The organism is Paenibacillus sp. MER 99-2 (assembly GCF_023714095.1).
In the GTDB taxonomy this organism is placed as follows: Bacteria; Bacillota; Bacilli; order Paenibacillales; family Paenibacillaceae; genus Paenibacillus.
Genome location: NZ_JAMAUZ010000001.1, coordinates 2,267,414 through 2,294,232 on the forward strand (window position 1 = coordinate 2,267,414; position 26,819 = coordinate 2,294,232).

24 protein-coding genes are annotated in these 26,819 nt (G+C 45.7%); 12 read left to right on the forward strand and 12 right to left on the reverse strand.

Annotated elements, in window-relative coordinates:
- The first annotated feature begins 110 nt into the window (after nucleotides 1–110).
- Genes M3636_RS10040 through mnhG form a run of 6 tightly spaced genes read left to right on the forward strand, consistent with a single transcriptional unit; the run spans nucleotide 111 to nucleotide 6,019 of the window.
- Nucleotides 111–3,065: a Na+/H+ antiporter subunit A gene (locus M3636_RS10040; protein ID WP_251382343.1), complete on the forward strand. Its 2,955-nt coding sequence runs from the start codon at nucleotides 111–113 to the stop codon at nucleotides 3,063–3,065.
- 1 nt (nucleotide 3,066) lies between these two features.
- Entirely contained in the window at nucleotides 3,067–3,405 is a 339-nt protein-coding gene (locus M3636_RS10045) for a Na(+)/H(+) antiporter subunit C (RefSeq protein WP_024631879.1), read from the forward strand.
- Complete coding sequence (locus M3636_RS10050; RefSeq protein WP_251382346.1) at nucleotides 3,398–4,876, forward strand: Na+/H+ antiporter subunit D; 1,479 nt, start codon at nucleotides 3,398–3,400, stop codon at nucleotides 4,874–4,876. The genes M3636_RS10045 and M3636_RS10050 overlap by 8 nt, the downstream gene beginning before the upstream one ends.
- Before the next feature lie 6 nt (nucleotides 4,877–4,882).
- Entirely contained in the window at nucleotides 4,883–5,359 is a 477-nt protein-coding gene (locus M3636_RS10055; protein ID WP_251382348.1) for a Na+/H+ antiporter subunit E, read from the forward strand.
- Nucleotides 5,359–5,643, forward strand: coding sequence for a Na(+)/H(+) antiporter subunit F1 (locus M3636_RS10060; RefSeq protein WP_056692373.1), 285 nt, complete (start codon nucleotides 5,359–5,361; stop codon nucleotides 5,641–5,643). The genes M3636_RS10055 and M3636_RS10060 overlap by 1 nt, the downstream gene beginning before the upstream one ends.
- Nucleotides 5,627–6,019, forward strand: a complete 393-nt coding sequence (mnhG, locus tag M3636_RS10065; RefSeq protein ID WP_145409494.1) for a monovalent cation/H(+) antiporter subunit G — start codon at nucleotides 5,627–5,629, stop codon at nucleotides 6,017–6,019. The genes M3636_RS10060 and mnhG overlap by 17 nt, the downstream gene beginning before the upstream one ends.
- A 97-nt stretch (nucleotides 6,020–6,116) precedes the next feature.
- Here mnhG and M3636_RS10070 read toward each other — a convergent pair whose 3' ends face one another.
- The 6 genes from M3636_RS10070 to M3636_RS10095 form a co-directional block, all read right to left on the reverse strand.
- Nucleotides 6,117–7,031: a phosphotransferase gene (locus M3636_RS10070; protein ID WP_251382349.1), complete on the reverse strand. Its 915-nt coding sequence runs from the start codon at nucleotides 7,029–7,031 to the stop codon at nucleotides 6,117–6,119.
- A gap of 366 nt (nucleotides 7,032–7,397) precedes the next feature.
- Complete coding sequence (locus M3636_RS10075; protein ID WP_251382351.1) at nucleotides 7,398–8,573, reverse strand: rhamnogalacturonan acetylesterase; 1,176 nt, start codon at nucleotides 8,571–8,573, stop codon at nucleotides 7,398–7,400.
- 69 nt (nucleotides 8,574–8,642) lie between these two features.
- Nucleotides 8,643–9,668 carry an alpha/beta hydrolase family protein gene (locus tag M3636_RS10080; RefSeq protein ID WP_251382353.1) on the reverse strand — a complete coding sequence of 342 codons (1,026 nt, stop codon included), beginning with the start codon at nucleotides 9,666–9,668 and terminating at the stop codon, nucleotides 8,643–8,645.
- Nucleotides 9,669–9,778: 110 nt separating this feature from the next.
- A complete protein-coding gene (locus tag M3636_RS10085) occupies nucleotides 9,779–11,944 on the reverse strand; it encodes an MMPL family transporter (protein ID WP_251382355.1) in 2,166 nt (721 codons plus the stop codon).
- 179 nt (nucleotides 11,945–12,123) lie between these two features.
- A complete protein-coding gene (locus M3636_RS10090) occupies nucleotides 12,124–12,741 on the reverse strand; it encodes a flavin reductase family protein (protein WP_251382357.1) in 618 nt (205 codons plus the stop codon).
- A 166-nt stretch (nucleotides 12,742–12,907) separates the two neighbouring features.
- Entirely contained in the window at nucleotides 12,908–13,903 is a 996-nt protein-coding gene (locus tag M3636_RS10095; protein WP_251382359.1) for an ABC transporter substrate-binding protein, read from the reverse strand.
- Nucleotides 13,904–14,176: 273 nt separating this feature from the next.
- Between M3636_RS10095 and M3636_RS10100 the strand changes: the two genes are divergently transcribed.
- Entirely contained in the window at nucleotides 14,177–14,782 is a 606-nt protein-coding gene (locus M3636_RS10100; protein ID WP_251382360.1) for a hypothetical protein, read from the forward strand.
- Between the two features lie 117 nt (nucleotides 14,783–14,899).
- Here M3636_RS10100 and M3636_RS10105 read toward each other — a convergent pair whose 3' ends face one another.
- Nucleotides 14,900–16,132 (reverse strand): multidrug effflux MFS transporter, encoded by a 1,233-nt coding sequence (locus M3636_RS10105; protein WP_251382362.1) that lies wholly within the window; start codon nucleotides 16,130–16,132, stop codon nucleotides 14,900–14,902.
- 4 nt (nucleotides 16,133–16,136) lie between these two features.
- The gene (locus M3636_RS10110) at nucleotides 16,137–16,883 is read right to left on the reverse strand and encodes a GTP pyrophosphokinase (RefSeq protein WP_128104422.1); all 747 of its coding nucleotides are present in this window, start codon (nucleotides 16,881–16,883) and stop codon (nucleotides 16,137–16,139) included.
- Between the two features lie 307 nt (nucleotides 16,884–17,190).
- On the opposite strand from M3636_RS10110, the gene M3636_RS10115 reads away from it, so the two are divergent.
- A complete protein-coding gene (locus M3636_RS10115) occupies nucleotides 17,191–18,003 on the forward strand; it encodes an alpha/beta hydrolase family protein (RefSeq protein WP_251382364.1) in 813 nt (270 codons plus the stop codon).
- 83 nt (nucleotides 18,004–18,086) lie between these two features.
- Nucleotides 18,087–18,809 carry a YoaK family protein gene (locus tag M3636_RS10120; protein WP_145409502.1) on the forward strand — a complete coding sequence of 241 codons (723 nt, stop codon included), beginning with the start codon at nucleotides 18,087–18,089 and terminating at the stop codon, nucleotides 18,807–18,809.
- Between the two features lie 8 nt (nucleotides 18,810–18,817).
- Here the strand turns inward: M3636_RS10120 and M3636_RS10125 are convergent, their stop codons facing one another.
- Nucleotides 18,818–19,720, reverse strand: coding sequence for a LysR family transcriptional regulator (locus M3636_RS10125; protein ID WP_251382366.1), 903 nt, complete (start codon nucleotides 19,718–19,720; stop codon nucleotides 18,818–18,820).
- A gap of 129 nt (nucleotides 19,721–19,849) precedes the next feature.
- On the opposite strand from M3636_RS10125, the gene M3636_RS10130 reads away from it, so the two are divergent.
- The 3 genes from M3636_RS10130 to M3636_RS10140 all read left to right on the forward strand — a co-directional run bounded on the left by M3636_RS10130 (nucleotide 19,850) and on the right by M3636_RS10140 (nucleotide 23,207).
- A complete protein-coding gene (locus tag M3636_RS10130) occupies nucleotides 19,850–20,539 on the forward strand; it encodes an O-methyltransferase (protein WP_251382368.1) in 690 nt (229 codons plus the stop codon).
- Between the two features lie 90 nt (nucleotides 20,540–20,629).
- Nucleotides 20,630–21,946 carry an MFS transporter gene (locus tag M3636_RS10135; RefSeq protein ID WP_251382370.1) on the forward strand — a complete coding sequence of 439 codons (1,317 nt, stop codon included), beginning with the start codon at nucleotides 20,630–20,632 and terminating at the stop codon, nucleotides 21,944–21,946.
- 166 nt (nucleotides 21,947–22,112) lie between these two features.
- Nucleotides 22,113–23,207: an AbrB family transcriptional regulator gene (locus M3636_RS10140; RefSeq protein WP_251382371.1), complete on the forward strand. Its 1,095-nt coding sequence runs from the start codon at nucleotides 22,113–22,115 to the stop codon at nucleotides 23,205–23,207.
- Between the two features lie 181 nt (nucleotides 23,208–23,388).
- Here M3636_RS10140 and M3636_RS10145 read toward each other — a convergent pair whose 3' ends face one another.
- The 3 genes from M3636_RS10145 to treP form a co-directional block, all read right to left on the reverse strand.
- Entirely contained in the window at nucleotides 23,389–23,655 is a 267-nt protein-coding gene (locus tag M3636_RS10145) for a YkgJ family cysteine cluster protein (RefSeq protein ID WP_251382372.1), read from the reverse strand.
- Between the two features lie 27 nt (nucleotides 23,656–23,682).
- Entirely contained in the window at nucleotides 23,683–24,537 is an 855-nt protein-coding gene (locus M3636_RS10150) for a chemotaxis protein (RefSeq protein ID WP_251382373.1), read from the reverse strand.
- 187 nt (nucleotides 24,538–24,724) lie between these two features.
- Nucleotides 24,725–26,746, reverse strand: a complete 2,022-nt coding sequence (gene treP / locus M3636_RS10155; RefSeq protein ID WP_251382374.1) for a PTS system trehalose-specific EIIBC component — start codon at nucleotides 26,744–26,746, stop codon at nucleotides 24,725–24,727.
- Nucleotides 26,747–26,819 lie beyond the last annotated feature (73 nt).

Sequence of the window (26,819 nt, forward strand, 5' to 3'; positions counted from 1 at the left end):
GTATATACATACTTGGGTTATGTATTTAGAGAGCAAGCATGTAATACAATGTTCATTTAGCATGTTTGTCACACACAGAAGAACTTCAACTAGAATTTGGGGGTGTAATGTTGAGCCTGCTTCATGTTGCTGTTATTTTGCCTTTTGTTGTAGGTATGTTGCTGTCCATGCTACATCGCTTTTTCCGAAAAGTACATATGGGATGGGCAGTTCTACTCGTTCCAGTTTCATTATTTGTTTATTTTGTCAGTCTCATCTCTGACGTGTCTGAACGTAACAATGTGTCTGGATTAATTCCATGGATCCCATCACTCGATATCGGTTTTAACTTTTATCTGGATGGTCTGAGTCTTCTGCTGACACTTTTAATCACTGGTATCGGCATACTCGTTGTACTCTATTCGATTTATTATATGGATCAGAAGGAAGCCTTGCATCGTTTCTACCTGTATCTATTAATGTTCATGGGTGCCATGCTCGGCGTAGTATTGTCAGACAATATGATTGTGCTGTATGGCTTCTGGGAATTAACCAGTATTACGTCGTTCCTGCTGATTGCCTTTCATTACAAACGTAAAGCATCTACTTCGGGTGCGCAAAAATCATTTCTGATTACTGTATTTGGCGGCTTCGCGATGCTTGCCGGTTTCATGCTGATGTATCTGATGACAGGTACATTCAGCATTCGCGCCACCATTGCAGATTGGGGACAGATTCAGGAAAACGCATTATTTCTGCCTGCATTGGTACTCATACTCATTGGTGCGTTTACCAAATCGGCACAGTTCCCGTTTCACATCTGGCTACCGGATGCGATGGAAGCCCCTACTCCCGTTAGTGCGTATCTACATTCCGCAACGATGGTCAAAGCCGGTATTTATGTTGTTGCACGATTTACGCCTATTTTTGGCGGCCAAGGACTGTGGTTTTGGCTCGTCACTGGGGTAGGTATACTAACTCTCTGTTATGGCTCCTTTTTAGCGGTTAAGAAGAATGATCTTAAAGCGATCTTAGCCTATTCTACGATTTCTCAGCTTGGCTTAATTATGTCCCTGTTCGGTGTTGGGTCAGCCGCTCTGTACTTCGGATACGGTGAATCCTCCGCAATGTATACGGTGGCCACAACGGCGGCTTTACTGCACTTGTTTAATCATGCCACGTTCAAAGCGGCACTCTTTATGGTCGTTGGTATTGTCGATCATGAAACCGGAACACGTGACATTCGCAAGCTCGGTGGGCTCGCTTCATTTATGCCAATCACCTTCACAGTTGCTCTTATCGGCTCACTTGCGATGGCCGGTATTCCGCCATTCAACGGCTTCCTGAGCAAGGAATTGTTCTTCCAAGCCATGGTGGAAATCACACATCTGCGAATTTTTGGACTTGGCTCTTGGAGCATCCTATTACCCGTGTTTGCATGGCTGGCGAGTGTGTTCACGTTAATTTATGCACTGATTATTGCTTTCAAAACCTTCCTAGGAAGCACCCGCAGCGAGCTACCTGCTGAGAAAATGCATGAAGCTCCGATCGGCATGCTCATTCCACCAGTCACGCTTGGCATTCTGGTCGTTGTGTTCGGTCTCTTCCCGAACCTAGTCGCAATGACACTGATTGAACCTGCGATGGCTGCAGTATTGCCTCAACTGCTGAGTGGCAACGAACGATTCGATGTGCATTTCTCCCTCTGGCATGGTCTCACGCCAGAACTAATTATGACCGCCGGTGTCATTGCACTGGGTGTTACATTATATAAACTGTTGCCTAAATGGAGAAACCTGTATGAGCATTATCCACAAGGTTTAACCATTAACAATATGTATCATGTCGTGCTTGATAACTTACAACATTATGCTCGTAAATGGACGGAAGCATATATGAACGGCTCTGTGCGCAATTACTTGGTGTACATCTTTTCGTTCACGGTTGCACTTCTTGTGTATGCGTTCTTCCGTTCTGGTGAAAATATAACCTGGAACTTCCAGGGCAATGCGCCCTTCTCGTTCTATGAAGCCGTATTACTGATTACGCTTATTGCTGCGGCTGTATCCATTCCTTTTGCCAAGAATAGGCTATCCGCGGTTATTATGACCGGAGCGGTCGGATACCTCGTAACCCTGCTCTTTGTTCTGTTTCGAGCACCGGATCTGGCATTGACTCAAATGATCGTAGAGACCGTATCTGTAGCTCTGTTCCTACTCTGTTTCTATCATTTGCCTGAGCTTCAGCGGGGTAAGTCAAGCCGTCGATATCTCACTGTAAACGGAGTTGTGGCAGTAGCTGTCGGGATTGTCATGACGTTTGTAGCATTAGCGGCGAGCGGAACAGCCTCATTGGAGAGCATTTCGACCTTCTTCCTTGAAGAAGCTTACAACTCGGCTGGTGGTAAAAATGTCGTTAACGTATTACTCGTAGATTTCCGTGGTTACGATACGTTACTTGAAATTATGGTGCTCGGTGTGGCTTCATTATCCATCTACTCCATGATCAATCTGAATCTAGAAGCGAAAGATCTGGGCGCACGATTGAAATTCCGTAAGAAAGAAACAACAGATGAGAATGAGGTCGAGCTTGACGATAATGACGATAACACCAAGAAATATGGAAATCGGGAAGGAACTACATCTTCCTGGGATACGGTTCCTTTGCAAAGTAATGATGTATTGCTGCAAACCACGACCAAGGTTGTCGTATTTATTATTTTGACTTTCGCCTTGCACTTGTTCTTCGCGGGGCATCACAATCCAGGTGGCGGATTTATCGGCGGTCTCGTTACAGCTGCTGCACTCGTGCTCATTGCCCTTGCATTTAGTACAGATACGATTCGCAAAGCGTTGCCTATTGATTTTCGTGTGTTGACATCGATTGGTCTGGCAATTGCCTTATTGACGGGGGCGGGGTCATTTTTGTTCGGTGCTCCGTTCCTCAGCCAAACTTTTGGTTACTTTGAACTCCCTTTACTCGGAGAGACTGAACTTGCCACGGCAATGCTGTTTGATATAGGCGTGTATCTAGCCGTCCTTGGCGTCACCATGACTATTATTCTACAGATCGGGGAGGATCGCTGATATGGAAATATTGATGTGTGTAGCCGTTGGCATTCTGTTTGCGGTCGCCGTCTTCTTAATCTTATCGCGGAGCCTGCTCCGGATTGTACTTGGCATGTCGATTCTTACACATGGCGTGCATCTGTTGTTAATTACGATGTCTCGCCTCAAGACCGGAGCTCCACCTCTACTTGGGGAACAGGCGGAACGTTATGTTGATCCGCTGCCCCAGGCGCTTATTTTGACATCAATCGTTATTAATTTTGGTCTAACTGCCTTTTTCTTTGTTCTGTCCTACCGTTCTTACTTGAAACTGAAGACGGACGATATGGAAGAAGTAAGGGGGCGGCCATATGAATAATCTTGTTATTCTACCGATTCTGCTGCCCCTGATTACAGGCGTTATCGCTATCCTTTTTTTCCGCAAGGTTAGCATTCAGCGGTTCGTCAGTGTTGTTGGACTTCTGCTTACCGCCGCAGCTTCAACGGTGTTAATTGTTCAAGTAGCCCAATCAGGCATTCAAACGCTGAATATGGGAGGCTGGGCGCCCCCTTACGGTATAGTCCTTGTTGCCGACATGGTATCAGCACTGCTCGTTGTTGCCGCATCCATTATAGCGTTAGCCTGCCTTCTCTACGCTTTCCGCAGTGTCAACAAGGAACGGGAAGAGCATCACTTCTATCCGTTCTTTCACTTTCTGATTGCTGGAGTAAACGGATCATTCCTTACGGGGGATATCTTCAACTTATTCGTAAGTTTTGAATTGATGCTCATCTCTTCCTATGCCTTAATCGTGCTTGGAGGTACGGAGCGACAATTACAGGAAACGATTAAATATGTCCTGATTAACATCGTTTCTTCTGCACTCTTTGTTGCTTCCATCGGCTTCTTATATTCCATCACTGGCACATTAAACATGGCTGATCTGTCGGTTCGAATTGCGGAGGTCGGTCAGAGTGGTGTCGTTACACTTATTGCTGTACTGTTCTTAATTGTTTTTAGTATCAAAGCTGGATTGTTCCTGTTCTTCTGGTTATCCGGTTCCTATGCGGCTCCGCCAGCCGTCGTTACAGCACTTTTCGCTGGACTATTAACCAAAGTAGGTCTGTATGCGATTGTGCGTACGTTCACTCTAATCTTTTATCATGATCCGGATTTCTTCCACGCCTTAATTGGTTGGATGGCCGGAGCTACCATGATCCTGGGAGTTATTGGGGCAATCTCCTATCGTGACGTGAACAAAATTTTGATCTACAACGTTATCGCAGGTGTCGGTTTTGTCGCCTTCGGCATGGCATCGGCCAGTCGTACGGCACTTGAAGGTCTGCTCTTCTACATGTTGCATGATATGCTGATCAAAACATTGCTCTTCCTGTTAGGCGGCGCATTGATTGCAGTCGCAGGCACATCCAGACTCGACAATATGGGCGGCCTCATTAAACGCTATCCAATGCTTGGCTGGATGTTCTTCATTAGCGCACTTGCATTAGCGGGTATACCGCCATTCAGTGGCTTCCCAGGTAAATTGCTGCTGTTCGAAGGCGGCTTGCAGACCGGCTTGTACGGACTAACAGGAATAGCGGTACTTTCCAGCTTGTTAATGCTCTACTCTGTCCTACGTATCTTTATCCAGGCGTTCTGGGGTGAGCCACCAGCAGGCGTTGTACGCCGACCTTATCCGGTGAATGGTTTGCTGATTCCTGCGGGTATCCTGTTTATTTTTATCATCGTGATGGGTGTGGGGGCTGAAGGCATGTTCCAATTAACCTCGCGCGCAGGCGACATTCTACTGCATCCGAATCTGTATATCGATGCCGTATTGAAGGAGTAGATGCGTATGGCCTTTCAGATAATACTCAATCTTATTATCGCTTTTGTATGGATGTTTCTGAACAATGCATGGAACGGTGTTGGTTTTATTACTGGTTATTTACTTGGTTTGCTGCTCATTGGCGGCATGCGACGTTTCTTCCCGCAACGGTTGTATGGTGTACGCGTCTGGGCGATCATCAAGTTGCTTATACTGCTGCTTAAAGAACTGGTGCGAGCCAGTATTGAGGTCATCCGTCAGATCATTAAACCTAAGCTTGATATTCGGCCAGGTATCTTCACCTATCGAACAGAACTATCTTCCGATTGGGAAGTCACCCTGCTCTGTCTGCTGATCTCGCTAACACCAGGTTCCTTGCCACTCGAAATCTCAGGAAATCAACGTAAACTGTTTATCCATGCTCTGGATATTAAGGATGAACAAAAGCTCAGAGATGATATCAAGAACACGTTTGAAAAAGCAATCATGGAGGTGACACGTTAATGTTGTCCTCACTGCTGTTTATTTCGTTGCTTATTCTATCGCTAGCTATTCTCGGCTGTCTGTATCGTGTCCTTCGAGGACCCTCAATGGCAGACCGGATCACAGCCCTAGATACGATAGGCATTAATGTCATTGCCATTGTAGCTGTATTATCCATGATGCTTAAGACACAAGCCTATTTGGATATTATTTTATTGATTGGCATTCTCGCATTTTTAAGTACGGTAGCCTTTGCACGTTATATCGAACGGGGGGCGGTGTTCAAAAATGATGGAGATCGTTAATGGAGCCGCTGAAACTATCATTGGTCTACTCGTTCTGCTGGGGGCGTTACTGAGTGCCTTCAGTGCATTTGGCCTCATTCGCTTACCGGATGTCTATTTACGAGCGCATGCCGCAACCAAAAGTATGACTCTTGGAGTCCTGTGTGTGTTAAGCGGAGCCTTTTTCTTCTTCTGGATCTTCGATAACTACATCAGTGCACGCGTATTATTAGGTATCCTGTTTGTATTCATCACTGCTCCTGTTGCAGGGCATCTCAACGGGCGTGCTGCCTACCGTACAGATGTACCTCTCTGGGAACAGAGCATTCAAGATGAACTCGAACCATTACTGAAAGGTAAGAAGGTTAACCATGAAGAGAAGGACATGATGGAGTAACCTCATAACATGAAATAAAGACCTGCGATGATGCAGGTCTTTTTATGTAGTGTATTTGCTTTAATACTAGTAGTGCGTATCTTCTTCATTTCTTAATCTAATCCGACAGTGCCCGCATGATGTTGGATTTCGCCTCTACCGCAATCGCTTCATTCCCGTCATCGATCGCTTGCATTAAGATCAGAATGGGGATGTATACCGCGATCAGCCGCGCCAGCAGCTTCGTTTCCTCGTCCGCTCCTCCGTACGTTTCGAAAAACACGCCGCGAGCGTAAGGTGGTAAAAAGCTATAAGCAACGCTCAAATCGCAAGCCGGATGACCTACGCTCAGATCGCCCCAATCAATGATACCGGAAACGATCCCGTTCTCATTCACGAGCATATTTTTGAAATGAAGATCGCCATGTAGCAGTGTATTCACCGCCTCGACACGGTCCTTTTGCAGCCTGCTAATATAGGCTTCAATCACATCAGACTCCTCCGGCGACAAGTGTTCAATCAGCTTCGATAGAAAGCCCTCCATTTTCACTTTGCGCGATGCTATATCCGTCAAGTTTCGATGATCTTGCGGAACTCCGCACTTCAGCGCCGCCTGCACCGGAAACTCATGCAATCTCCGCAAAAATTTCGCCAGTGTATCTGCCGATAAAGCCCGGCGTTCTTCCGTCAAACCGATTGGGAAATCTCCTGGCATGTAGGCATAACCAAGAAACGGTGCCGGGTATTCGTCACTTGCTTCACCATAAAACAACGGTTTCGGATAGGGGATGGTCATATATGTCTCCAGCTTCGGTAACAGCTTCCCTTCCATACGAATCGAGCCAACTGCAATCGTTCTTCTTGGAAACCGGAACACATACTCTTCACCGATGAGAAAAACCGTATTGTCCCAGCCCCAGCCCAATCGCTTCACTTGTTTCGATGACAGCTGAGGGAATTGTCTGCCGATCAGTGTCCGTGCCTGCTCTTCGTTAACCTCCCACTCTGCATCCCATACATTCGTTCCTCCCATGAATTGTCTGCCTCCTCGTTCCTTACGTTATTTAGATGTTTACATTCCTTAAAGAGGTTGTTCAAAAAGTTCGCTTTTGATTACGAAGCATGCCTAACGGCATGATCAGCGCCCGATATGGGATTCAGCCGAAATGTCCGTTGCTCACGTAGTTTTGCCTACGCTCCGCTACTCCATTTCTATCTTTATCCCATCTTCTTGGTACTGAAAACCGCCCTTTTTGAACACGCACTTAAAAGTTTCGCATAACTGCCACTTAGAAAAAGAAACGACGCTTGTTCGCTACATTATGTAGAAAAAAGCGCCGTTTCTTTTATATGATTAATTATTTTCAATGGGAGTGTCCATCTGAGACTTTAACTTAACCTAGAAGCCATTCAATCCTTGTCTTTTCAGATCATTCACCATAATGCGTGCTAGCTCTGATGCCCCTTGGCGATTAGGATGCAGGCTGTCTCCAGTCATATAGAGCGCCAGCGTTGCTTGAGGACCAATGGAGGTGAAGTAAGCTGAACTCAGCTTGTTTAGTTCAACGAGTGTTACGTTCTCTTCCTGAGCCAGTGCTCGTGTAGCTTGGTTATACCACCGATTCTCTGCACTATGCACGTTGGCGGAATTAAAGTCCGTTGCTCTTCCCTGCGGAGTAGATAAAATAACCGTGGCTCCCTTGTTCTTGGCTTGCACCACCATATCTCGCATGATCTCCTTAAATTTAGCCTCCGTGGTATTGTTCTTCGCATTGGTATCATTGATCCCCAGCTGCAGGATGAAGTAATCTCCTGGCTTGATGTACTTCAGAATCGCTTCCATCTGTCCATCGTCACGGAATCCTCGTGCAATTTGTCCTCCAGAAGCCATGTTACGCACCTGAAACGTATCGTTATTGACATAGGAAGGCAATAACTGCCCCCATCCCCCCTGGATGCTACTGCTCAAGGGATAATAGTTCGCTACCGTTGAATCGCCACCAATATAGATGGTGCGCTTCGTTACCGCCTGATCTGAGATTTTCCGTATTTCAAGCGCACTCAGCGTAAATGCAGTGCCTTCCTTGCCTTCCGTTACGAGCAAATTAAGCTGACCGTCGGTCACCGGTATTTGAAACCGGTCAGTAGCTCCATTGCCCGTCATGTTTATGATTTGATAGACTCCTTCCGCAGCGACACTTGCTCTTGCTGTATTGCCTAGGGTCACCCTCACCTCATAGAGGCCATTGTTCAGATCCACATTGAATGTATTGGTGCTCTTGGTACCGTATGTGAGAAACTGTACAGCATCCTTGGCAACGCCTGTACCTGATGCTGACACGTTGCGCATTTGTGACGGGGTATTGAAGCCATACCCTCTTGCAGATGTATACGCATCCGAGGCAGATACGCCAATGTAACCGTTCTCAACCGAACCAGCACCAAAGTCGAATTTGTATTCATTACCTGCCGCATGCGCAACTGTTCTCTCGCTTGATCCGAACCCACTAGCTAACACCCCAGCAAACAAAGTAACACTGAGCAGAACTCTTACCGACCTCACCCATCTGTTCATTGCATATCTCCTCCAAGGCATATTAGGTTTCATCTTCATCTCAAGCTAACACAATCTCCGAAGCACCTCTTACAACACTCTCTCTAGCCAGTCATAGGCCTTCGCACCACTGATCTCATGTCCACCTGCAAAAAAATCTGCATCCAGCACGTCTGCTACTCCTTGTCGCTCATAGATCTCGGTTAACCGAGTATAAGCTTCTCTCGCTGTAGATAGTGGAAATACCCGATCATCACTGCCCGCTTCAATAAATAATGGTCTGGGTACCATTAATCCGATAATGTCTGGTAATTCTGACTCCAGCAAAATTCCCGGAATGTAATTATCCAAACAATGATTGCGATCTAATATGCTGCCCTGAAACGTGCTGGCATACCCGCTCACAACCGCCGCACGGCATCTTTCATCCAGTGCAGCCGTAAATGCCGTCACAAGCCCACCACCCGAAATACCCATCATTCCAATCCTATCTGAAGCAACATCAGCTCTCTCAGATAAATAATCAAACACACGTATCATCTCATAGACCCGATGCCCAGCCAGCGTCTCCCCAACCATCAACAGATGAGCAGCGATCTTCGTACAGGAGCTTACGCCAGGTGCTGCGTCGCGATCTTCCTCCAGTCTACGGTCGCCAAAACCGAGCAATTCTGGAACGGCAACGATATACCCTCGCTTCACGAGAGATACTGCAAAATCCTTGTGTAATCCCGGATCACCTACACGCGGAGTGCCGTCCGGCTCCATTCCAGTCACTTCTCGGCTACCATACCCATGACCGTGGCAAGCAATGACTGCAGGTCGAATACTGTTTTCAGAGGAAGCATCACTTTCAGTCGGAATCAATAGGTATACAGGCATACGTAGCCCCTCATACGTTGTGATCTCAATTCGTTCACGAGTGTATCCGTCGCATGCGGTATGCTCCAGTTGTACTGGGTTTAATGCAGATGCGATATCTGGAAACCCACCAAGCCTTTCTTTTATCCGTAATCTTAACTGACTACTCCACTGCTCCAGTGAATCACCGGGCTGAAATGTTGAACGTCCCTGCTGGCTTGTTCGCTCTCTCAAATAGGATTCAATCGTAGACATCTCCGAATACTCCCTCCTACACTCAGCTAATCGTTCTAACCTACATTATAAATCACAATGATAGCCTGGGAGTTGAACATTATTGTTCCTTTATCGCCAATTCATGCTATTTATAACTTGTTCGTTTGGCCAGGAAACCACCAATTCCATCTCCCCATCAGTTTCATTAATGCAGGAACAAGCAATAGACGAATAATCGTGACATCAATCAGAACTGCAGCCGTGATCCCGATTCCAAGTTGCTTCACTCCCGCTACATCACCAAAAGCAAACGGAATGGTCACCGCAAGCAAAATGGCTGCTGCTGACGTAATAAGTCGACCTGTTGAGGAAAGGCCTTCCTGCACAGCCAAATCGCTGTCTCCTGTTCGGCGGTATGCCTCCTGAATACGTGTCAGCATAAATACACCATAGTCCATGGATATGCCAAATACCAAGCCAGCAATAAAAACAGGAATCATAATAGCAATAGGCGAAGGCTCCATACCCCAGTGTCCTTGGTTAAATATCATGACCAGAATGCCAAAGGAAGCGATCAGGCTTAGTATATTCATTACAATCGCTTTGATGGGAATAATTAATGATCGGAAAGCAACCAGCATGACCATGTAGTTGGATACCACGACAAAAACAATCACTTTGGGCAGCTTAGTAACGAGCTCTTTCATAATTTCGTACTGATCAACAGCTTCTCCACCATAATGGATGGGCACACCCTGCTTCACACCATTTACAGCATCATGTCGATACATCCGTTCAATCCAGGCGGCTACCTGATCTGAACCGGGTTCTCCCTTCACAGTTACCTTAATCCGAATCGCACGATCCGAGACATAACCCAGCTTCTCCAAGGTTGAAACTGAATTCACCACACCAGGGTTCATCTGCCTCCAAGGTGAATCAATATCAACGACATTCGGATCTTGTCGAAGCTCCTGAAATTTATACAAAGCACTGTTCCAATGGGCTTTACTTAATGACTTATCCGTGCCACCAATGACAAGATCGACGGATGAAACCTCTCCCTGACCAAATACGCTCTGCACCTTCTCCATCGCTTGACGTGATTCGGTCTGAATAGGTAGGGATGTTGCATCAGGAACGGCAATGTCTAGTTTAGACACGGGTAAAACACATAATAACAAAGCCACTGTTCCGATTATGACCATCCGAATGGGTCGCTTCATGACAGCACCTGACCATCGACGCCACATGCTGCTACCTTGATCCGAAAGTTGGGATGACGAGATTTTGATATGTTTGAAAATAAGATTAGCATATAACGAGAGAATCGCAGGTAGTAGCGTTATATTAAGAAGCACCGCAATGATTAAGACGGTTATTGCTCCTAGTGAAACACTCATGAACATAGGTAATCGAATCCAGAGCAGACCCAATAAGCCTAGAAATACACAGGCAGCAGAAAATAACACGGCTCTACCTGCCGTTTGCATGGTACGTTGAAGGACTTCCCGATATACTTCGGAGTGCATGTCTCGAACCTTACTTAGCTCTTCTCTATACCTGCTTAGAATGATGAGGGCAAAATCAATGCTTAGCGCCATACCCACCATCGGAATGACATTGATAATAAAGTTAGACAATTCCACCTGATGACCTATGAGCGTCGTTACTCCCATGGCAATCACCACGCTGGATATTCCCATCATGACTGCGATCAGAGCGACATTCCATCCCCTGAAGGCGAACCACAGAATGATTAGAGCCAGTGGCACACCAACCACCTCAGCGTGCTCCAGGTCACGAAAGCTCAAACGGTTCACGTCCTGCTGTACGACAGGCTTGCCAGTCAATTGAACAGTCCCTGTATTATCTTCCGTTAACACGGAGTGCAATTGTTGAATTACGTCACTCTTCTGATCGGTTGTAGCATTCAGCTCTAGCAACGCGTAAGCTATATCTTCACGTAGCATGTGTGCTCCGCGTAGTTCAAGCGGAGAGATGATCGCATGGACACCGGGAACTTGCTGTGCGTGTTCGAGATGAGCCTGAATCCATACTTGGAACTCAGCTTGTGATGCTTCCTTTTTCTTCTCAAAAACAACCACGACCGGATCAACAGGGATATTGAATTGCTCATGAAGCATAAGCTCAACCTGATGAGCATCCCCGTGCATCAACTTCAATCCATGATCGTCAACAACACTGGGTAATTTCATCGCCCAAGTGACAGACATCCCAATAATAATAAGCCAGCACCATATAATGAACCGGGGATAACGGCTCACAAGCACAGTTAGGCTGCGATACCCCATACCCATGCTCCTCTAATATCAGATTGGAAACCTTGACAGAATATAGTACAAGTCTATTCAGACCGAAATCTCTTTATGTTTGGCAAACAACGAAAAAACGGACAACCATGTACATTTGCACATGATGCCCGCCAGATTAATATCACTTATAGCAATTTCCTCTTAAAGGTATTTCCCACTCACACAGGTCGAATTACTGTAAATCGTTCCCCAAGCTTGGCATAGTCATTGCCTGCCAGTCGACTGACTGGTTTCAGTTTATCCATCAAAAGGTACTTCGTGGCAGGATCATACACATTTTCACTGAAATGATATTGTACAATCCGTACTAACATGAGATCGCTGACAGGTGCACCCTCATCGTTGGAAATGGGAATATGCTGATGCAATGTACATTCCATTCGAATAAGCGCCTCTTGTATGCCCGGTACAGCAACCACTGTACTTGGCACAGTTGTGAGGTTGGTTCGGTCAAGTTCACTTTCATGTGGCTCTAACATTGCTGCCGTTTCATTCATGTCGCTTACAATTGACTCATCACAGATATGTACAACCAGTTCTTTACCAGACAAAATATTGCGAGCAGTATCCTTCATTTCACCAGCCTTGCGACCAATTGAGATTGATAACAGTGGGGGATCTGAACTGACTACGTTGAAAAAGCTAAACGGTGCAGCATTCACAATTCCCTCCTGCGATAACGTCGTGACAAATGCGATTGGCCGTGGCACTACAGAGCCACTCATGAATTTATAATTATCTTTAGCCGTTAATTGCTGTGGATCTAATGTATACATGCTGTCAACGCCTCTCCTCTATATCCATCGTTTATTTAAAACAAAACTCATATGTACTGCTCCGTTATTATATAACACGCCGTACAGGAATAACAAAAACTCTTTGGCATCATTGCACCAAAGAGTTCGATTCGACTACTGACATAGCCGTAGCGTAATTTATTTTTTATTTAACAATGCTGTTCTGGATGTCTTCCATAATTTGCGTGTTGGCCTGAACTCCGCTGTACAACCAGCTACTTTCACGAGTGAATTCGAACAGGTTACCGTTCTTCACTGCAGGTATGTTCTGCCATACCGGATCTTTCAAAGCCTCTGCCCCTGTGCCCACATCACTGTTAACGAAGAACAGATAATCAACATCCATAGTTGCAAGCTTCTCCAGGGAAATAGCTGACCAGTTGCCTGTTGCTGTAGCTGATATTTCCTTCACGACCTCAGGTTTAGCCAAACCAAGCTCATTATACATAACTTCTCCACTGGATACATTGTCACTAACCATAAAGAACTTCCCGTTGACTAACCAAATGGCAGCAGCCGATTTGGTTCCACCTGTAACCGTGTTTATTTTCTCCTTAACCTCGTTTACCTTGAGATCGTAATTGTCCAGCACTTGTTGTGCCTCGTCACTCTTGTTCAGAATTTCACCGATTTTTAGTAACGTCTTGCGCCAGTCTTTATAAACCTCTTCACCCAGCACAAAGGTAGGTGCAATTTTGTTGTATTGCTCATATTTCTCACCTTCAACCATGTCCTCGGTACCAATGATAATTAGATCTGGACTGAAGCTGACTACAGCCTCAAATGGAAGATCCGATGCGATAGGTGGAATCCCTTCTAGATCCTTTTGCAAATATTGCTGTACCCCTTTAGTTACAGACCACTGAGCTACTGGCTTAACACCAAGCGTAACTAAATGATCCTCTAGATAAGAAGCGATAATACGCTCCGGATTAGCAGGAATCTGGACTTCATGCCCCATAGCATCTGTCATGGTTCGTTCTGTGGGTGCTTCTGTCTGCGTCTCAGACTCGGATGCTGTATTCTCTCCTGCCGTAGAAGGCTCTTGGTCTGCAGGCTTCGCTCCGCAAGCTGCTAACCAGATGGACATGATCATCACTGTAATGAGGAGTACGATCATTTTTTTGTTCTTGTTAAACACGTAAATATCCCCTTTCGATATGTACCTCTCTAAAACCGCAATACTTTCGTACGAATCCGATTTCCCCTAAACATCAGCACATATTATACATACGTATACTTTTATGCGATTCCATCGACAATGATAATCGTTATCATAAAAGAAGTCAATATCGTCGATATCACAGTCGTCCCTTCAAAGCGTGACATCAAGTTAAATTTAACATCCTTCATCACCTATGGGCAGATGCCTTCATATGCTGATTTCAGACTAAGCAGACAGGAAGGATGTTCGATGATGAGTTACCCATATAACACATATTCCACCTATGCGGAAGATCGCTCATTTCAATTACCACCTATTTTCCCAGGAGGAACGCCAGCTGGCATCCCAGGTCAACCGATCCCGGGCATTCCCGGCGCTCCCGGCGGCTTGCCTCCTTTTATTCCAGGTGGAGGCACAGGTGGTCAGCCCCCTTACTTTCCAGGAGGGATTCCTGGTACAGCGCCAGGCGTTCCTGCCCAACTTGCACAAGGTAACCTCCCCACTTTACTAAGCGCGTATCCTCGGCCAGTGGGTCAGCCTCCAGCAGAGATGGTTTTCTTATACAATTTAATTAAAAGCAGTCCCGGCCTACTTCCATTCTTTATCCAGCAGCAGCCACAAAGCCTGACACAAGCTGTGCAATTTGCACAATCAGGCGTATCGGCACCTCGGAACAATGAAGAGCGCGTGCTGAACCCGTTCTGTTACAATCGCTGGTCTCTTGTATTCACATACAATGATGTCTATCTGATGTGGCCTGCCATTAATTTGTTCGGATTCGTGGTTGGTTACTTCTATCCATTCCAGACCCCAGGTATTTTGCTGAACACACAAATTTTGTTCTCCCTCTGCTAGGACGTGTCTCAAGACTCGCTTCCTTCGGAGTTATAGATCCGCGCTAGAACATAGAACAACAAACGCCCCATCCGGTGAGATGATCTCTCCGAATGGGGCGTTGCTTCTCTTAATGTCTCAGTGTGCCACTTGCTGTTTACTTGTTTTTCTAACCATCAAGAGGTAGATAAGCACTGCCCCAAGATCAGCACAGAGAATAACAATCCCCATAGGGACCGCCGTTCCCTCACCACCTAGTCCAACAAGTGGAGCCACAATTCCTCCAAACATAAAGGTCATTACACCAATCAGTGCGGAGGCACTTCCCGCAGACTTGGATTGATTAGCCATCGCTAGTGCAAATGAAGCTGTATTAACAAGACCCACACTCGATACCACTAGGAATAATGGAATGAGTATTGAGATCAGGTTGCCTTTCGCTAGAATTGCGATAAATAGAGAAGTTCCTCCCAATGCGGCAACGTTTAAGCCAGCAATTAGCAAACGAGTCTCGGATACCTTTCCAGCAAGCCTTCCTGCAATCTGACTAGCTAATATAATTCCGAGGCCATTAATCGCGAAGCAGAGACTAAACATCTGTGGCGAAATGCCATATATTTTCTGCAACACAAATGGTGAACCTGATATGTACGCAAACATACCTGCACCTACAAATCCCTGAGTCAGAGCATAACCCATAAATAAACGATTACTTGCAATTTGGCGGAACGTGACCAGCGTCTGCTTCAATCCACCACTGGATCTTCGATCTGCTGGCAGGGTTTCTCCCAAGCCAAAAATGACTGCTAATAATGTCAGTACCCCGATAAGACTTAATAAAATAAATACGCCTCGCCATGACGTGTATTCTAGTAATAGACCACCTATAATTGGCGCAGCAATTGGCGCTACTCCGTTAATTAACATCAGCAGTGAGAAAAATCGTGTTAATTCCGGTCCGTCATAAACATCTCGGACGACTGCACGAGAAATCACGATGCCTGCCGCTCCTGCAACACCCTGAATGAAACGTAATACAACAAAAGAGCCCATCGTTGGGCTAACCAAACAAAGAATAGAGGCGATCGTGTAGAGTAACAATCCAGCAATCAACGGAGTGCGGCGTCCTCGAACGTCACTCAATGGTCCAGCGAGCAGTTGTCCTAGAGCAAGTCCAACCATACAAGCAGTTAGACTCAGCTGTGCATAAGACGTTGAAGATTGAAAATCCGCTGCCAGCGTTGGCAGTGCGGGCAGATACATATCCAGAGACAACGGCCCGAAGGCCGATAATGTCCCTAGAATTAGTGCCATGCGTATACGCGAGGTTGAATTGTTGGTTAATGAAGCCGATGTCGATTTTGCACGCATAACGTTACTGCTCTCCGTTTCCAAGTAACTTGAGCAAATTATTAGGCAACGTAAATTGCTGATTGTTGATTATAATACGGCGCAGCTCTTCTTCAGTCCGGTCATTCTCCGCATCCTTGATCTCCTGGATCTCGCGGTGCAATCTCTCCATCTGTTGATCAAGCGCATTCGCAGAATCCGCAGCACTCTTCAGCTCTCTTGTCAGATGCTCTGGAACATCCTTGTTGTATTTGTAGAATATCTTATGCTCCAGACTGGCCCAGAAATCCATAGCAATCGTGCGAATCTGAATTTCCACGCAAGCTCGCTCTTCCCCATTGGACATGTACACAGGCACATCCACCAACAAGTGCAAGCTCTGGTAACCGTTAGGTTTCGGATTTTGAATGTAATCCTTCACTTCTAGAACACGTAGATCACTTTGATTACAGAGCATATCCTTAATACGATAAATATCGGAAATAAACGAGCAGGTAATGCGAACTCCTGCAATATCCTTAATGTTCTTCTTAATACTTTCGAAGGTTAATTCATGATTTTTGCGGAACATCTTATTCATAATACTTTCAGGCGATTTCAATCTTGATTTGGTATGTTCAATAGGGCTGTAATCATGCAAAGACTGGAATTCTTCCTTAAGCACTTCAATCTTCGTTTCCATCTGATCAAGTGCAAATTTATAAATCATCATAAACCGCGTAATCTCATATTTAAATTTCTTGAATTGATCAATTGGATGTGGTGCGTTCATCATTATGTTCTTCCTTTCTCCGTGGACACTAGAGTAAATTTATGAAATGTGAAGATAACATGGGTTCATCCGCATGTCTTTGTATTCATTATAAATCATCTGAAGCCAATAAACGAATTTCTAAACGATGGCGTCCTAAGGAAGATGACGGATGAGATCTTTATTTTGACATATGCTAAGCCTATTCCACTGCTCCATAAAGGGACACTCTCGAAGAAAGGGAGCGATTCTGCTGCTCTATCACGTTACTTATTCTTCTGATTCTTATCGTGTCAAAGCATATCTCGGTCTTCCGGATGGCTGTTCGTTGTCTTCCTTCTCCGTACCAGCAGATGTTGATAGTCTACCAGCCTCGCCAACCTTATCCTCCACGCTTCAACCTGTAAAACTTACGGCACTGGCTAGCCGTTATTCCAGTGGTCATTGGAAACCAATGCACACCGAACAAAAAACATTATGGCCAGTGCTGATCTACTGCCGAGGTGGACTCGGTAACTATGGCGGGGTTAATACGTCTTGGATCGAACAATTTGTTAACTACGGGTATATCGTGTTCGCCCCTGCTTATCGCGGCAATGAAGGTGGTGAAGGACGTGATGAGTATGGCGGTAGTGATCTGCAAGATGTTGTGTCCGCTTATCAGTTGGTGCATGGGTTGCCTTTTGCCGATCTGTCACGGATCTCTGTCATGGGTTTCTCTAGAGGGGCGATCAATGCTGTGCACGCAGCAGCGACTTACAATAAACAGCCTCATGGTGTTCACAAACTCGTATTATGGAGCGGTGTTGCTGATGTGGCTCAAACCTATCTGGAACGTACCGATCTGAGAAGAACATTGAAAAGGATTCTCGGCCATTCTCCGCAGCGCGCTCCTGAAGCGTACACTGCCCGTTCGCCACTCTTCAAAGTTACGGAGCTTCACTGCCCCGTCCTGATCATGCATGGAACCGCCGATACACAGGTGAAGTACAGTCATGGTACACGTATGTATAACGAATTAAAACGCAAAGGTGCGGATGTTACGTTTCATGCTTATGGAGGAGAAAATCATCATTTTCACGGTGCAGTTCAACAGACCGCGATCAGCCATATGTTTGATTGGCTCTGCACACTGTCATGATCGAATCTTAACTACGGTATTCATTCGTGTAAATGTTACTGTATACTAGAGGGGTAGCTTTTTCGTGAAAGGATGAAAGTCACATGCACCATCAAGTAACCCTCCAAAAGTACGCATTGCTCCTTCTTTGCATGGCTGCTGGTATGGTCGATCTCATTGGCTACTTAGCCTTAGGTCATGTACTAACCGCAAATATGACCGGCAACATCGTTCTGCTGGGTATTGCTATTGCTCGCGCTCAGGAGTTTGTTGTACTCCGTTCGTTAATCGCACTTATCGGATTTATCATCGGAAATGCAATAGCAGCTCGCATGATTGGATGGGGACGAAGCGAAAGTGGCTGGACGAAGCGAATTACAACTGTATTTGTTGTTGAGAGCAGCTTACTGCTCTTTTTTGCTGTCGCCATGATCAGTCCCTATGCAGAACAACTCACGTATCTATTGATTCTCGTCTTAGCAGCGGCGATGGGAATGCAAACTACAGCAGCTCGCCGGATCGGCATTGCCGGCATATCCACAACCGTTCTAACGAATAATCTCGCCGCTGTTGTGGAAGATACCGTAAGCATTATGTACAGAATGAGACACACCTCTGCCAAATCGTTATTTAGATCACTATCTGGTGATGTATACCTACGTGCTGGTGCAGTTCTCATTTATTTGGTTGGTATCATTGCTGCCGCACTTCTGTTCCAACACTGGCCTCTTGTCTCTGTCTGGATTCCTGTTCTGCTCGTTGGAGGCATCACCTTGTATGCTCGGACTCAATTCAGCAATGTACGAGATACAGCAAGCGGTAGTTAAGAAGTCAGTCAACTAGATTGCATGTTGGAAGCTTCCTGCTTCATTAGTTCAACCAATTTTCGAGCAGCGGGTGACAATACTTCCCCTGCTCGTGTACATACTGCGAGTGTATTCTTTAATTGCTCATGCTGGACGAATACCCGTGCCAGTCTGCCTTCGCGAACATCCTGCTTCACAACCAGTGAAGAGATAAAATTGGCTCCATATCCTGCTTTTACTGCACTAATCGTTTCATTCAGCCCATTGAATTGAAGAGCGATCCGAGGCGCAGGCAAATTATTGGTTGTACAGAGTGATACGAGCCGATCTCTGGTTACACTTCCCTCTTCACGCATAATGAATGGCTCTGCCATCATATCTCTTAACTCTACCTCCTGTCCTGCAAATGGATGCTTTGGATGAACGACAAACCACATTTCATCCTCAAACAGCTCGTCCCAGTCAACCCCGTTATGTGTGATCCCACTTCCACCGTATACCGCAATTTCTGCTTCATATCGAAGCAATTGATCAAATGCCATCCGTGTATTCGTTGTATTCACAACGACCTCAACTTCTTCATGCATCTGCTTGAATCGAGCAATCCATGCTGGAAGCAGAAAATTAGCCGGGAGATATGTAGCTGTAATCCGGATCATCCCTTTCTTACCTGCCCGAAAATCCTCCACAAAATGCTCTACTTCTTGTTCCAGCATAAATAAGCGCTCTGCATAACTGATAAGCTGTGCACCCGCATCCGTAAGAACAAGTCTTCTGCCCTCCGAGACAAATAACTGAATGTTCAGCTCTCGTTCAAACTTTTTCACCTGTGATGAAACGGCCGGCTGACTAATATTAAGTTCTTCCGCAGCTCGTGTCACCCCACCATATCGCACAATAGCATGAAATAACCTTAGTCCGTGTAGATTCATGTGAACCCCTTTCTAAACATAACTAAAATTTATAATTTAATATAATATATATATTTTATTTATAATCCTGCAAGCCGTATAGTGGAATTAAGAAATCCCAAAACCTCTATCCGGAAAGGAACCTGCTTAATGAAAAATAAGAATTCTTCATCCTTACCACACACCTGGACTCAAGTAGACCAATATCTGAACGAACGATTGATTCCCGCCGATCCATTACTTGAGCAAGCCTTACATCACAATACCGCTGCTGGATTACCTGCTCATGATGTCACACCGAATCAGGGCAAATTTCTGCAACTCCTGCTTCAGATTCAGGGAGCAACTCGCGTGCTCGAAATTGGAACACTGGGCGGTTACAGTACGATCTGGATGGCGCGTGCCTTACCTGAGCAAGGTAGAATTGTGACTCTTGAAGCCGATCCACATCATGCGGAGATTGCTCGTCATAATCTAAGCCATGCAGGGCTTATGGATAAAGTCGATCTACGCGTCGGAGCAGCTCTGACCACTCTCCCAGACATACAAGAAGAGTACCGTGAACCCTTCGACTTCATCTTCATTGATGCTGACAAACCAAGCAATCCTGATTATCTCCGATGGGCTCTACGCTTAGCACGTCCTGGAAGTCTTATCATTGGCGACAATATTGTCCGAGATGGTGAAGTGGTCAATCCAAACAGCACAGATGAGAGAGTCAAGGGTGTGCGCACCTTCCTAGATATGGTTGCAAACCATCCTAAACTTGAAGCAACTGCGCTGCAAACGGTAGGCAGCAAAGGGTACGATGGATTCATGCTTGCACGCGTTTTGTCATAGAGCAAAAAATAAACAGTGGTCAATTGTTCCGAAATTTCCCCATTCCTGTTAAACTGGTAACACTGCACAGCATCGACTGGGGGAAACCACTTGAAAGTTCTAAGACAGATCGTTTCGGAAATTCGGGGTTGGTCCCGCAATATCCAACTTTTTTTTCTAGCTAGTATTCTGTATCAGATCGGTAATGGCATGTTCTCTGTCCTGTATAATCTGTACATTCAAGGTCTTGGCTACAACGACACCATGAATGGTCAGATTGTCAGTATCCAATCGCTAGCAACCGCGATTATGTTCGTGCCTATAGGACTCGGCGGTGATCGCTTCAGCCGTAAACGGTTGCTCATCGTCGGAGCATTGTTCAGCGGAGTGTTCTTAATTGGTCGCTCGTTCGACTATTCTGCCAGTGGATTAATCTGGTTTGCCGTGTTCTCTGGACTTTTTGCCGGGGTATTCCAAGTGCTCGCGATCCCTTTCCTGGCTGAAAATGTGAAGAAGAGTCAGCGCTTGAAAATGTTCAGTTATTACTCCTCACTTGTTCTTGCATCTCAGGTGCTAGGAAGTCTGGGAGGCGGCGTATTTGCTGATCTGCTTCATTCAGCAGGATTCGCTGTGGTCACAGGTTTACAAACGGTGTTAATTATTGGAGGCGTGGCTACACTAGCCGCATTTATTCCTTTATTGTTTATCAATGATCATTCAGCTACATCCCAAGGAAACCAATCAGTTCCTGCAACTGCTCAATTGAAGCAAAGCGTTGAAGGAGTTATCTCAGAATCCTCTGGGGTAGTACGTGAGTCTGATGTCCAGCTCAAGAAGAAGGATTCCCGACTGATCGGTCAGTTTGTTATCACTCAATTATTGATTGGATTCGGTTCTGGTCTTGTCGTACCCTATCTGAATCTATACTTTACGAATCGCTTTTCTGTTTCTCTCAGCGGGATGAGTCTACTCATCTCCTTAGGTCAGATCATGACCATTGTCTCGATGCTTATAGGGCCAACGCTTGCTGCAAAGGTGGGGAGCGTTCGAGCTGTCGTCATTTTCCAGATCATGTCCTTGCCGTTCCTATTGCTTACCGGATTCACGAATCTGCTGGTGATCGCCTCCATCAGCTTCCTGTTTAGGCAGGCACTGATGAATGCGGCTAATCCGATTCACTCCGCTATTCTGGTTGATAAAATCTCTGATAAGCGACGTGGGATTGCGAACTCATTAATGCAGACGGCCTTCATGATCGGTTGGGCTACCATGGGTCCTGTACAATCTTATCTGGTGACTACCTATGGAACGTACTGGGGTTATGCGATCACGTTCAGTATCACAGGCAGCCTGTATGTTATTTCGTCCCTGATGTACTATGTGATGTTTAGGGAAGCCAAACCTGCTGCACAAGTGACAACTCATTGATATGCTAGTAAGGTAGAATGAGATTAGTTGAAGAGTCGGAGATTCCTTGAAGCAAAATAAGCGCCTATCATCAGGAGTGATCTTACATGAAACAACTTTGCAACTTAAACCTATATACCGACTTACGTATAGGGCTTGTGCCAACAAATATAAGGAAATGGAACGGATGGGATTGATGCATAAGCATAGTCCCTCCGTTGTTTTTCGTTTTTTGCTCAGTTTAAGCGTCTCCGTACTGGGAGGTATCGTGTTCACTGCGATCCACACGCCAATCCCCTGGCTACTAGGGCCAATGGTGTTTATGCTTCTTGGTGCACAGGTGCTTAAGCTCCCGTTAATGTGGCCTTCAAGCGTACGCGATTACGGAATTCTGATTGTTGGTTATTCGATCGGCCTAACCCTTACTGAAGATGCATTACAAGGAATACTGCATCAGCTTCCTATGATGCTGCTCATGACTCTACTGCTCATCGGATTCTGTACATTAACGGCCTATCTCGCTTCGAAGCTTACTCCGTTTGACTTTCCGTCTTTGCTTGTTGGGAGTATCCCTGGTGGATTGTCCCAGATGGTTTCTTTAGCTGAGGAGATGAAATCCATTAATCTGACTCTGGTTACCTTTTTGCAGGTGACTCGGTTGATTATGATTGTGTTCTGTGTTCCTTTTCTGCTGTTCAGTCCATGGGTTGGTGGAGCGAGTGTTGCAGGAACAGATCCTGTGCAGGGGACAAGTGCCTTATGGACAGCGTTATTCCCGGAAATATGGATCTATGCTCCGCTATGTGTCATGGGGGCTTGGGTCGCACGTAAACTACGTTTCCCCACTGCGTTTATGCTTGGGCCGATGATTGTGATGTGTGTGATTCAATTGACCACGTCGTGGCATACACCTGCACTGCCCTCTTCAGTCCTCAATCTATCGCAGTTGATGATTGGAAGTCATGTCGGTTTGATGCTTCGACCAGAGCAGCTACAGCGCAAAACTCAAACGGTCACACTTGCTCTGTTAAGTAGTGTACTTCTCATTGCTGGCTCTCTTGGGCTAGGCTATATCCTCATGCATGTGTACTCCCTATCGGCCGCTACTTCCCTACTTAGTATGGCACCCGGAGGTATGGATCAGATGAGTATTATGGCTCATGAGGTAAACGCCAATCTCTCGGTCGTATCGGGATATCAGTTGTTCCGGATTTTGTTTATTTTCTTCATCGTCTCTTCTGTTCTAAAGATCATCCTCACTCGATTACTGAGACAAAAATAAGGCAATCAGAGTCATGTTCACGATCATCCAATTAAATGAGACCATTCATCTCACACCAAAGAGTACCCCGGCATCTGACCAGAGGTACTCTTGATGATTCAATTTTTTTCTTAAAAGCTACATGGATTCGGATCAGTTATAAGTTATTCAGCTACGAGCTATAGGCTATTATGTGTATCCCTTAGTTTTGAGGGTTCGGACTCGTTTCCTGTTCGAGCCAGCTAAGGATACGAAAAGCTTCTTGATCTGTACTGCCGCACATATCTAATGAAGCCTGTAATCCACTACACACATCAGGACGGTCTGGATGTCCAAAAATACTGCATCGATTATCTTCCGTGAGTTGTACGCAACGTACACCCGCCGGCTTGCCATTCTTCATTCCAGGGATCGGTGAAGATATCGATATGGCAATACAACATGCGGCACAACCTGTTCTGCATTCCAAAATAATGTCTCCTTCAAGTTCTAAGTCTTATGGTGACTCACGATTCACCCAGGTCCACATTCGAGCCAGTCCCTGGGCTATCCTATGATTCATGGTTTTATTATCAAAATAACCACTATGGCTGAGCGGATTCCAGCTCTGTATCCAGTTACCTGAGTTAATTTCGATATCTTCCTTCACAGCCACTTCATAGGCCGGATCGATCGGACGCAAGGGATAACCAAGTATATCATCCTTATCATAAAAGTTAACCCACTCCCCTTCAATTCCCGGAAAAAACTGTTGAGCCAGTTTCGCAGGAACCTGAATGGGTTGACTAAAATCATGATAACGTAAACTCCATAGTGGCAGTGTCGTTCCAAACGAATAAAAGCTAGTTAAGGTATCTCCCCGCTCCAAAGCCGATGTAACATCTGTTATATAAGGCGTTCGACTGGAAGGATATTGAAGATCATAAAAGAAATTACTCGCAATGACCGCCCCCAAACTATGAGCCAGCACGCAAAGAGGTGTCTCTGGTCCGTTACGATGAGAAAGGCTGTGCATGGCTTCGCTTAGTGTACGGTGTACAGCATCATAATGGTGTCCTTGCTGTTCCACAGGTTGATAAGCAACAGCATCAGCGAGATAATGGATGACGAATCGGCGCAGCACCTGGTAATTCAGTTGAGGTGAAACTACAAGCTGCTGGAACAGTTCTTCTTCCCTCTCTTCAAATACATCAGCCCAATATACAGGCTCAATATCGAGATACTGCTTGGCTGCTCCCGGCATGACCATGACCTGATCGAATTCATGCTGCAATCGTAAGATAAGCTGATCCGCATAGTCTTCTTTTTGCCTACCAAGTCCATGAATGATCATTACCGCAATGCGTGTCATGGCTCCCCTCCTTCATCCCTCTCACATTACCTGAACTAAGACGATTATAAAGGAAATTTGGATCAACGATACTAGTTTAACGTAATATAACCTTTAAATTTTTATTAAAATATTTTATTTGCTAGAAGTTAAATCCAAATAAAAAGGAAGCTCATCATGTGAGCTTCCCTTCTACTCTAACATCAAGTTACCCTTTCAGATGTACCTTCAACACGCCGTTACGATTCGATGTAACATCACCTGTTGTCACTTCAACTCGGTCTACCATGTCCTGACCGTCAGGAACGATAATCGGCGTAATGAGTGGATGACCCGCTGCTTCAATCGCCTGACGATCGAATTCAAGCAAGGTTTGCCCAGCTCGCACATGTTCCCCAGCTTGCACATGCATGTTGAAACCTTCACCTTTCATTGACACAGTATTAATACCGACGTGGATGAGGATCTGAACACCGCTCGCATGCTCCAAAATGACAGCATGTTTGCTCTTAATGACATGGGCAACCTGTGCATCAAACGGAGCAACGACCTTATTGCCAGAAGGTACAATGGCAATCCCTTCTCCCATTTGTTTCTCTGCAAAGGCAGGATCAGGAACTCGCTCCAACGATACAGCTTTACCCGTTAACGGAGCCATCACTTCAAGAATATTAATTGAAGCTTGCGCATTGGGAGTCACCGCAGAGGCATCGCTAGAAGCTGTCTTTTGACTTGCCGAAGTGCGGTTATCCTTGGAAGCAGAAGTTGACGTAGTTGCATGATCTGCTGTCACAGAACCATTGTCCGTTTCACGATCTTGCTTTCTCATTTTGGCTCTTCCGAAAATAACGGTTAACAGGAACGGTACGATGAGTACAATAGCCATACCGATGAAGAAAACGCCCCATTTGTTCGGGAAAATGGATAAGAATCCAGGTACGCCACCTACCCCGATTGAGGTAGCCTGAACATTATTCATGGTAAGTAATACACCGCCAATAGCCGAACCGACCATACCAAAGATAAACGGATAACGATAACGAATGTTAACACCAAAGATTGCTGGCTCCGTTACCCCCAAGAAGGCGGATACGGAGGATGTTGCCGCAAGTCCGCGCATCTTCTGTTCACGCAGTACAAGCATCATCGCAAGTGCAGCAGAACCTTGAGCGATGTTGGATAGCGCCAGCATCGGCCACAGGAATGTGCCGCCCTGGCTACCAATTAATTGTACGTCTACAGCGAGGAAGGTATGATGCATCCCCGTAATAACAAGCAAAGCATATAATCCACCATAGATTAGTCCACCTAATGCTGCATACGATTCATAGATATAAATTAGACCCGATGTAATGGCATTTGCAATCGCAAATGTAACCGGTCCAATGATTGTAAATGCCAGAAATCCAGTAATAAGCAGTGTTACGGGTGCCACAACAAGCAATTTGACGGAATCATGCACCCTTTTGTTTAAGAAAATTTCCAACTTGGCGAGCAGATAAGCGGATACCAATACCGGCAGAACCTGCCCTTGATAACCGATCTTCTCAATATGCCAACCAAACAAATTCCAGGTAGGTACAGTACCATCATTCACTGCATCAGCGTAACCATAGGCACTCAGCAGATCAGGATGTACAAGGATCAGCCCGAGCACAATCCCGAGCAGCGGACTGCCGCCGAATCGTTTAACAGCTGCCCAACCAATTAGAGCTGGCAGGAACGTGAAGGCTGTGCTTGCAATCGTATTAATAATCGATGCTAAGTCCTTCCATGCCGGATACACATCCACTAATGATTGTTTATCAAAGAATATGCCCGGCCCTGTCAGGATGTTATTGATCCCGAGCAGTAGACCTGCTGTAATGATCGCTGGCAGTATCGGTATAAAAATATCCGAAAGGGTTTTGATGGCACGTTGAATCGGGTTTTGTTTCTTACCCGCTGCCGCCTTCACATCATCCTTGGAAGAACGGTCACCGCCCGTAATCTGGATCATTTCATCATATACTTTATCCACTATCCCTGGCCCGATAACGACCTGAAATTGACCTTGGGATGAGAATTGACCTTTAACCAAATCATTCTGGTCCAAAGCTGCCGCATCAACTTTGCTCTCATCCACCAAGGCAAACCGGAGACGTGTAACACAGTGCGTTGCAGCTTCAATATTCTCTTTGCCGCCAACTGCGCGTACAATCTCCTCTACCTGTTTTCGATCTATTGCCATAATGTCACTTCCCACTTAGTTAATGTGTATATACTCATGTTCCAAAAGCCTGGTTTTCCAATAAGGACTATTG

What these genes read in the sequence shown, in the direction of transcription:
- M3636_RS10045 (WP_024631879.1), top strand. Translation starts at nt 3,067, where the DNA reads ATGGAAATATTGATGTGTGTAGCCGTTGGCATTCTGTTTGCGGTCGCC.
- M3636_RS10050 (WP_251382346.1), top strand. Translation starts at nt 3,398, where the DNA reads ATGAATAATCTTGTTATTCTACCGATTCTGCTGCCCCTGATTACAGGC.
- M3636_RS10055 (WP_251382348.1), top strand. Translation starts at nt 4,883, where the DNA reads ATGGCCTTTCAGATAATACTCAATCTTATTATCGCTTTTGTATGGATG.
- M3636_RS10060 (WP_056692373.1), top strand. Translation starts at nt 5,359, where the DNA reads ATGTTGTCCTCACTGCTGTTTATTTCGTTGCTTATTCTATCGCTAGCT.
- mnhG (WP_145409494.1), top strand. Translation starts at nt 5,627, where the DNA reads ATGATGGAGATCGTTAATGGAGCCGCTGAAACTATCATTGGTCTACTC.
- M3636_RS10070 (WP_251382349.1), bottom strand. Translation starts at nt 7,031, where the DNA reads ATGGGAGGAACGAATGTATGGGATGCAGAGTGGGAGGTTAACGAAGAG.
- M3636_RS10075 (WP_251382351.1), bottom strand. Translation starts at nt 8,573, where the DNA reads ATGAACAGATGGGTGAGGTCGGTAAGAGTTCTGCTCAGTGTTACTTTG.
- M3636_RS10080 (WP_251382353.1), bottom strand. Translation starts at nt 9,668, where the DNA reads ATGTCTACGATTGAATCCTATTTGAGAGAGCGAACAAGCCAGCAGGGA.
- M3636_RS10085 (WP_251382355.1), bottom strand. Translation starts at nt 11,944, where the DNA reads ATGGGGTATCGCAGCCTAACTGTGCTTGTGAGCCGTTATCCCCGGTTC.
- M3636_RS10090 (WP_251382357.1), bottom strand. Translation starts at nt 12,741, where the DNA reads ATGTATACATTAGATCCACAGCAATTAACGGCTAAAGATAATTATAAA.
- M3636_RS10100 (WP_251382360.1), top strand. Translation starts at nt 14,177, where the DNA reads ATGATGAGTTACCCATATAACACATATTCCACCTATGCGGAAGATCGC.
- M3636_RS10105 (WP_251382362.1), bottom strand. Translation starts at nt 16,132, where the DNA reads ATGCGTGCAAAATCGACATCGGCTTCATTAACCAACAATTCAACCTCG.
- M3636_RS10110 (WP_128104422.1), bottom strand. Translation starts at nt 16,883, where the DNA reads ATGAACGCACCACATCCAATTGATCAATTCAAGAAATTTAAATATGAG.
- M3636_RS10120 (WP_145409502.1), top strand. Translation starts at nt 18,087, where the DNA reads ATGCACCATCAAGTAACCCTCCAAAAGTACGCATTGCTCCTTCTTTGC.
- M3636_RS10125 (WP_251382366.1), bottom strand. Translation starts at nt 19,720, where the DNA reads ATGAATCTACACGGACTAAGGTTATTTCATGCTATTGTGCGATATGGT.
- M3636_RS10130 (WP_251382368.1), top strand. Translation starts at nt 19,850, where the DNA reads ATGAAAAATAAGAATTCTTCATCCTTACCACACACCTGGACTCAAGTA.
- M3636_RS10140 (WP_251382371.1), top strand. Translation starts at nt 22,113, where the DNA reads ATGGGATTGATGCATAAGCATAGTCCCTCCGTTGTTTTTCGTTTTTTG.
- M3636_RS10150 (WP_251382373.1), bottom strand. Translation starts at nt 24,537, where the DNA reads ATGACACGCATTGCGGTAATGATCATTCATGGACTTGGTAGGCAAAAA.
- treP (WP_251382374.1), bottom strand. Translation starts at nt 26,746, where the DNA reads ATGGCAATAGATCGAAAACAGGTAGAGGAGATTGTACGCGCAGTTGGC.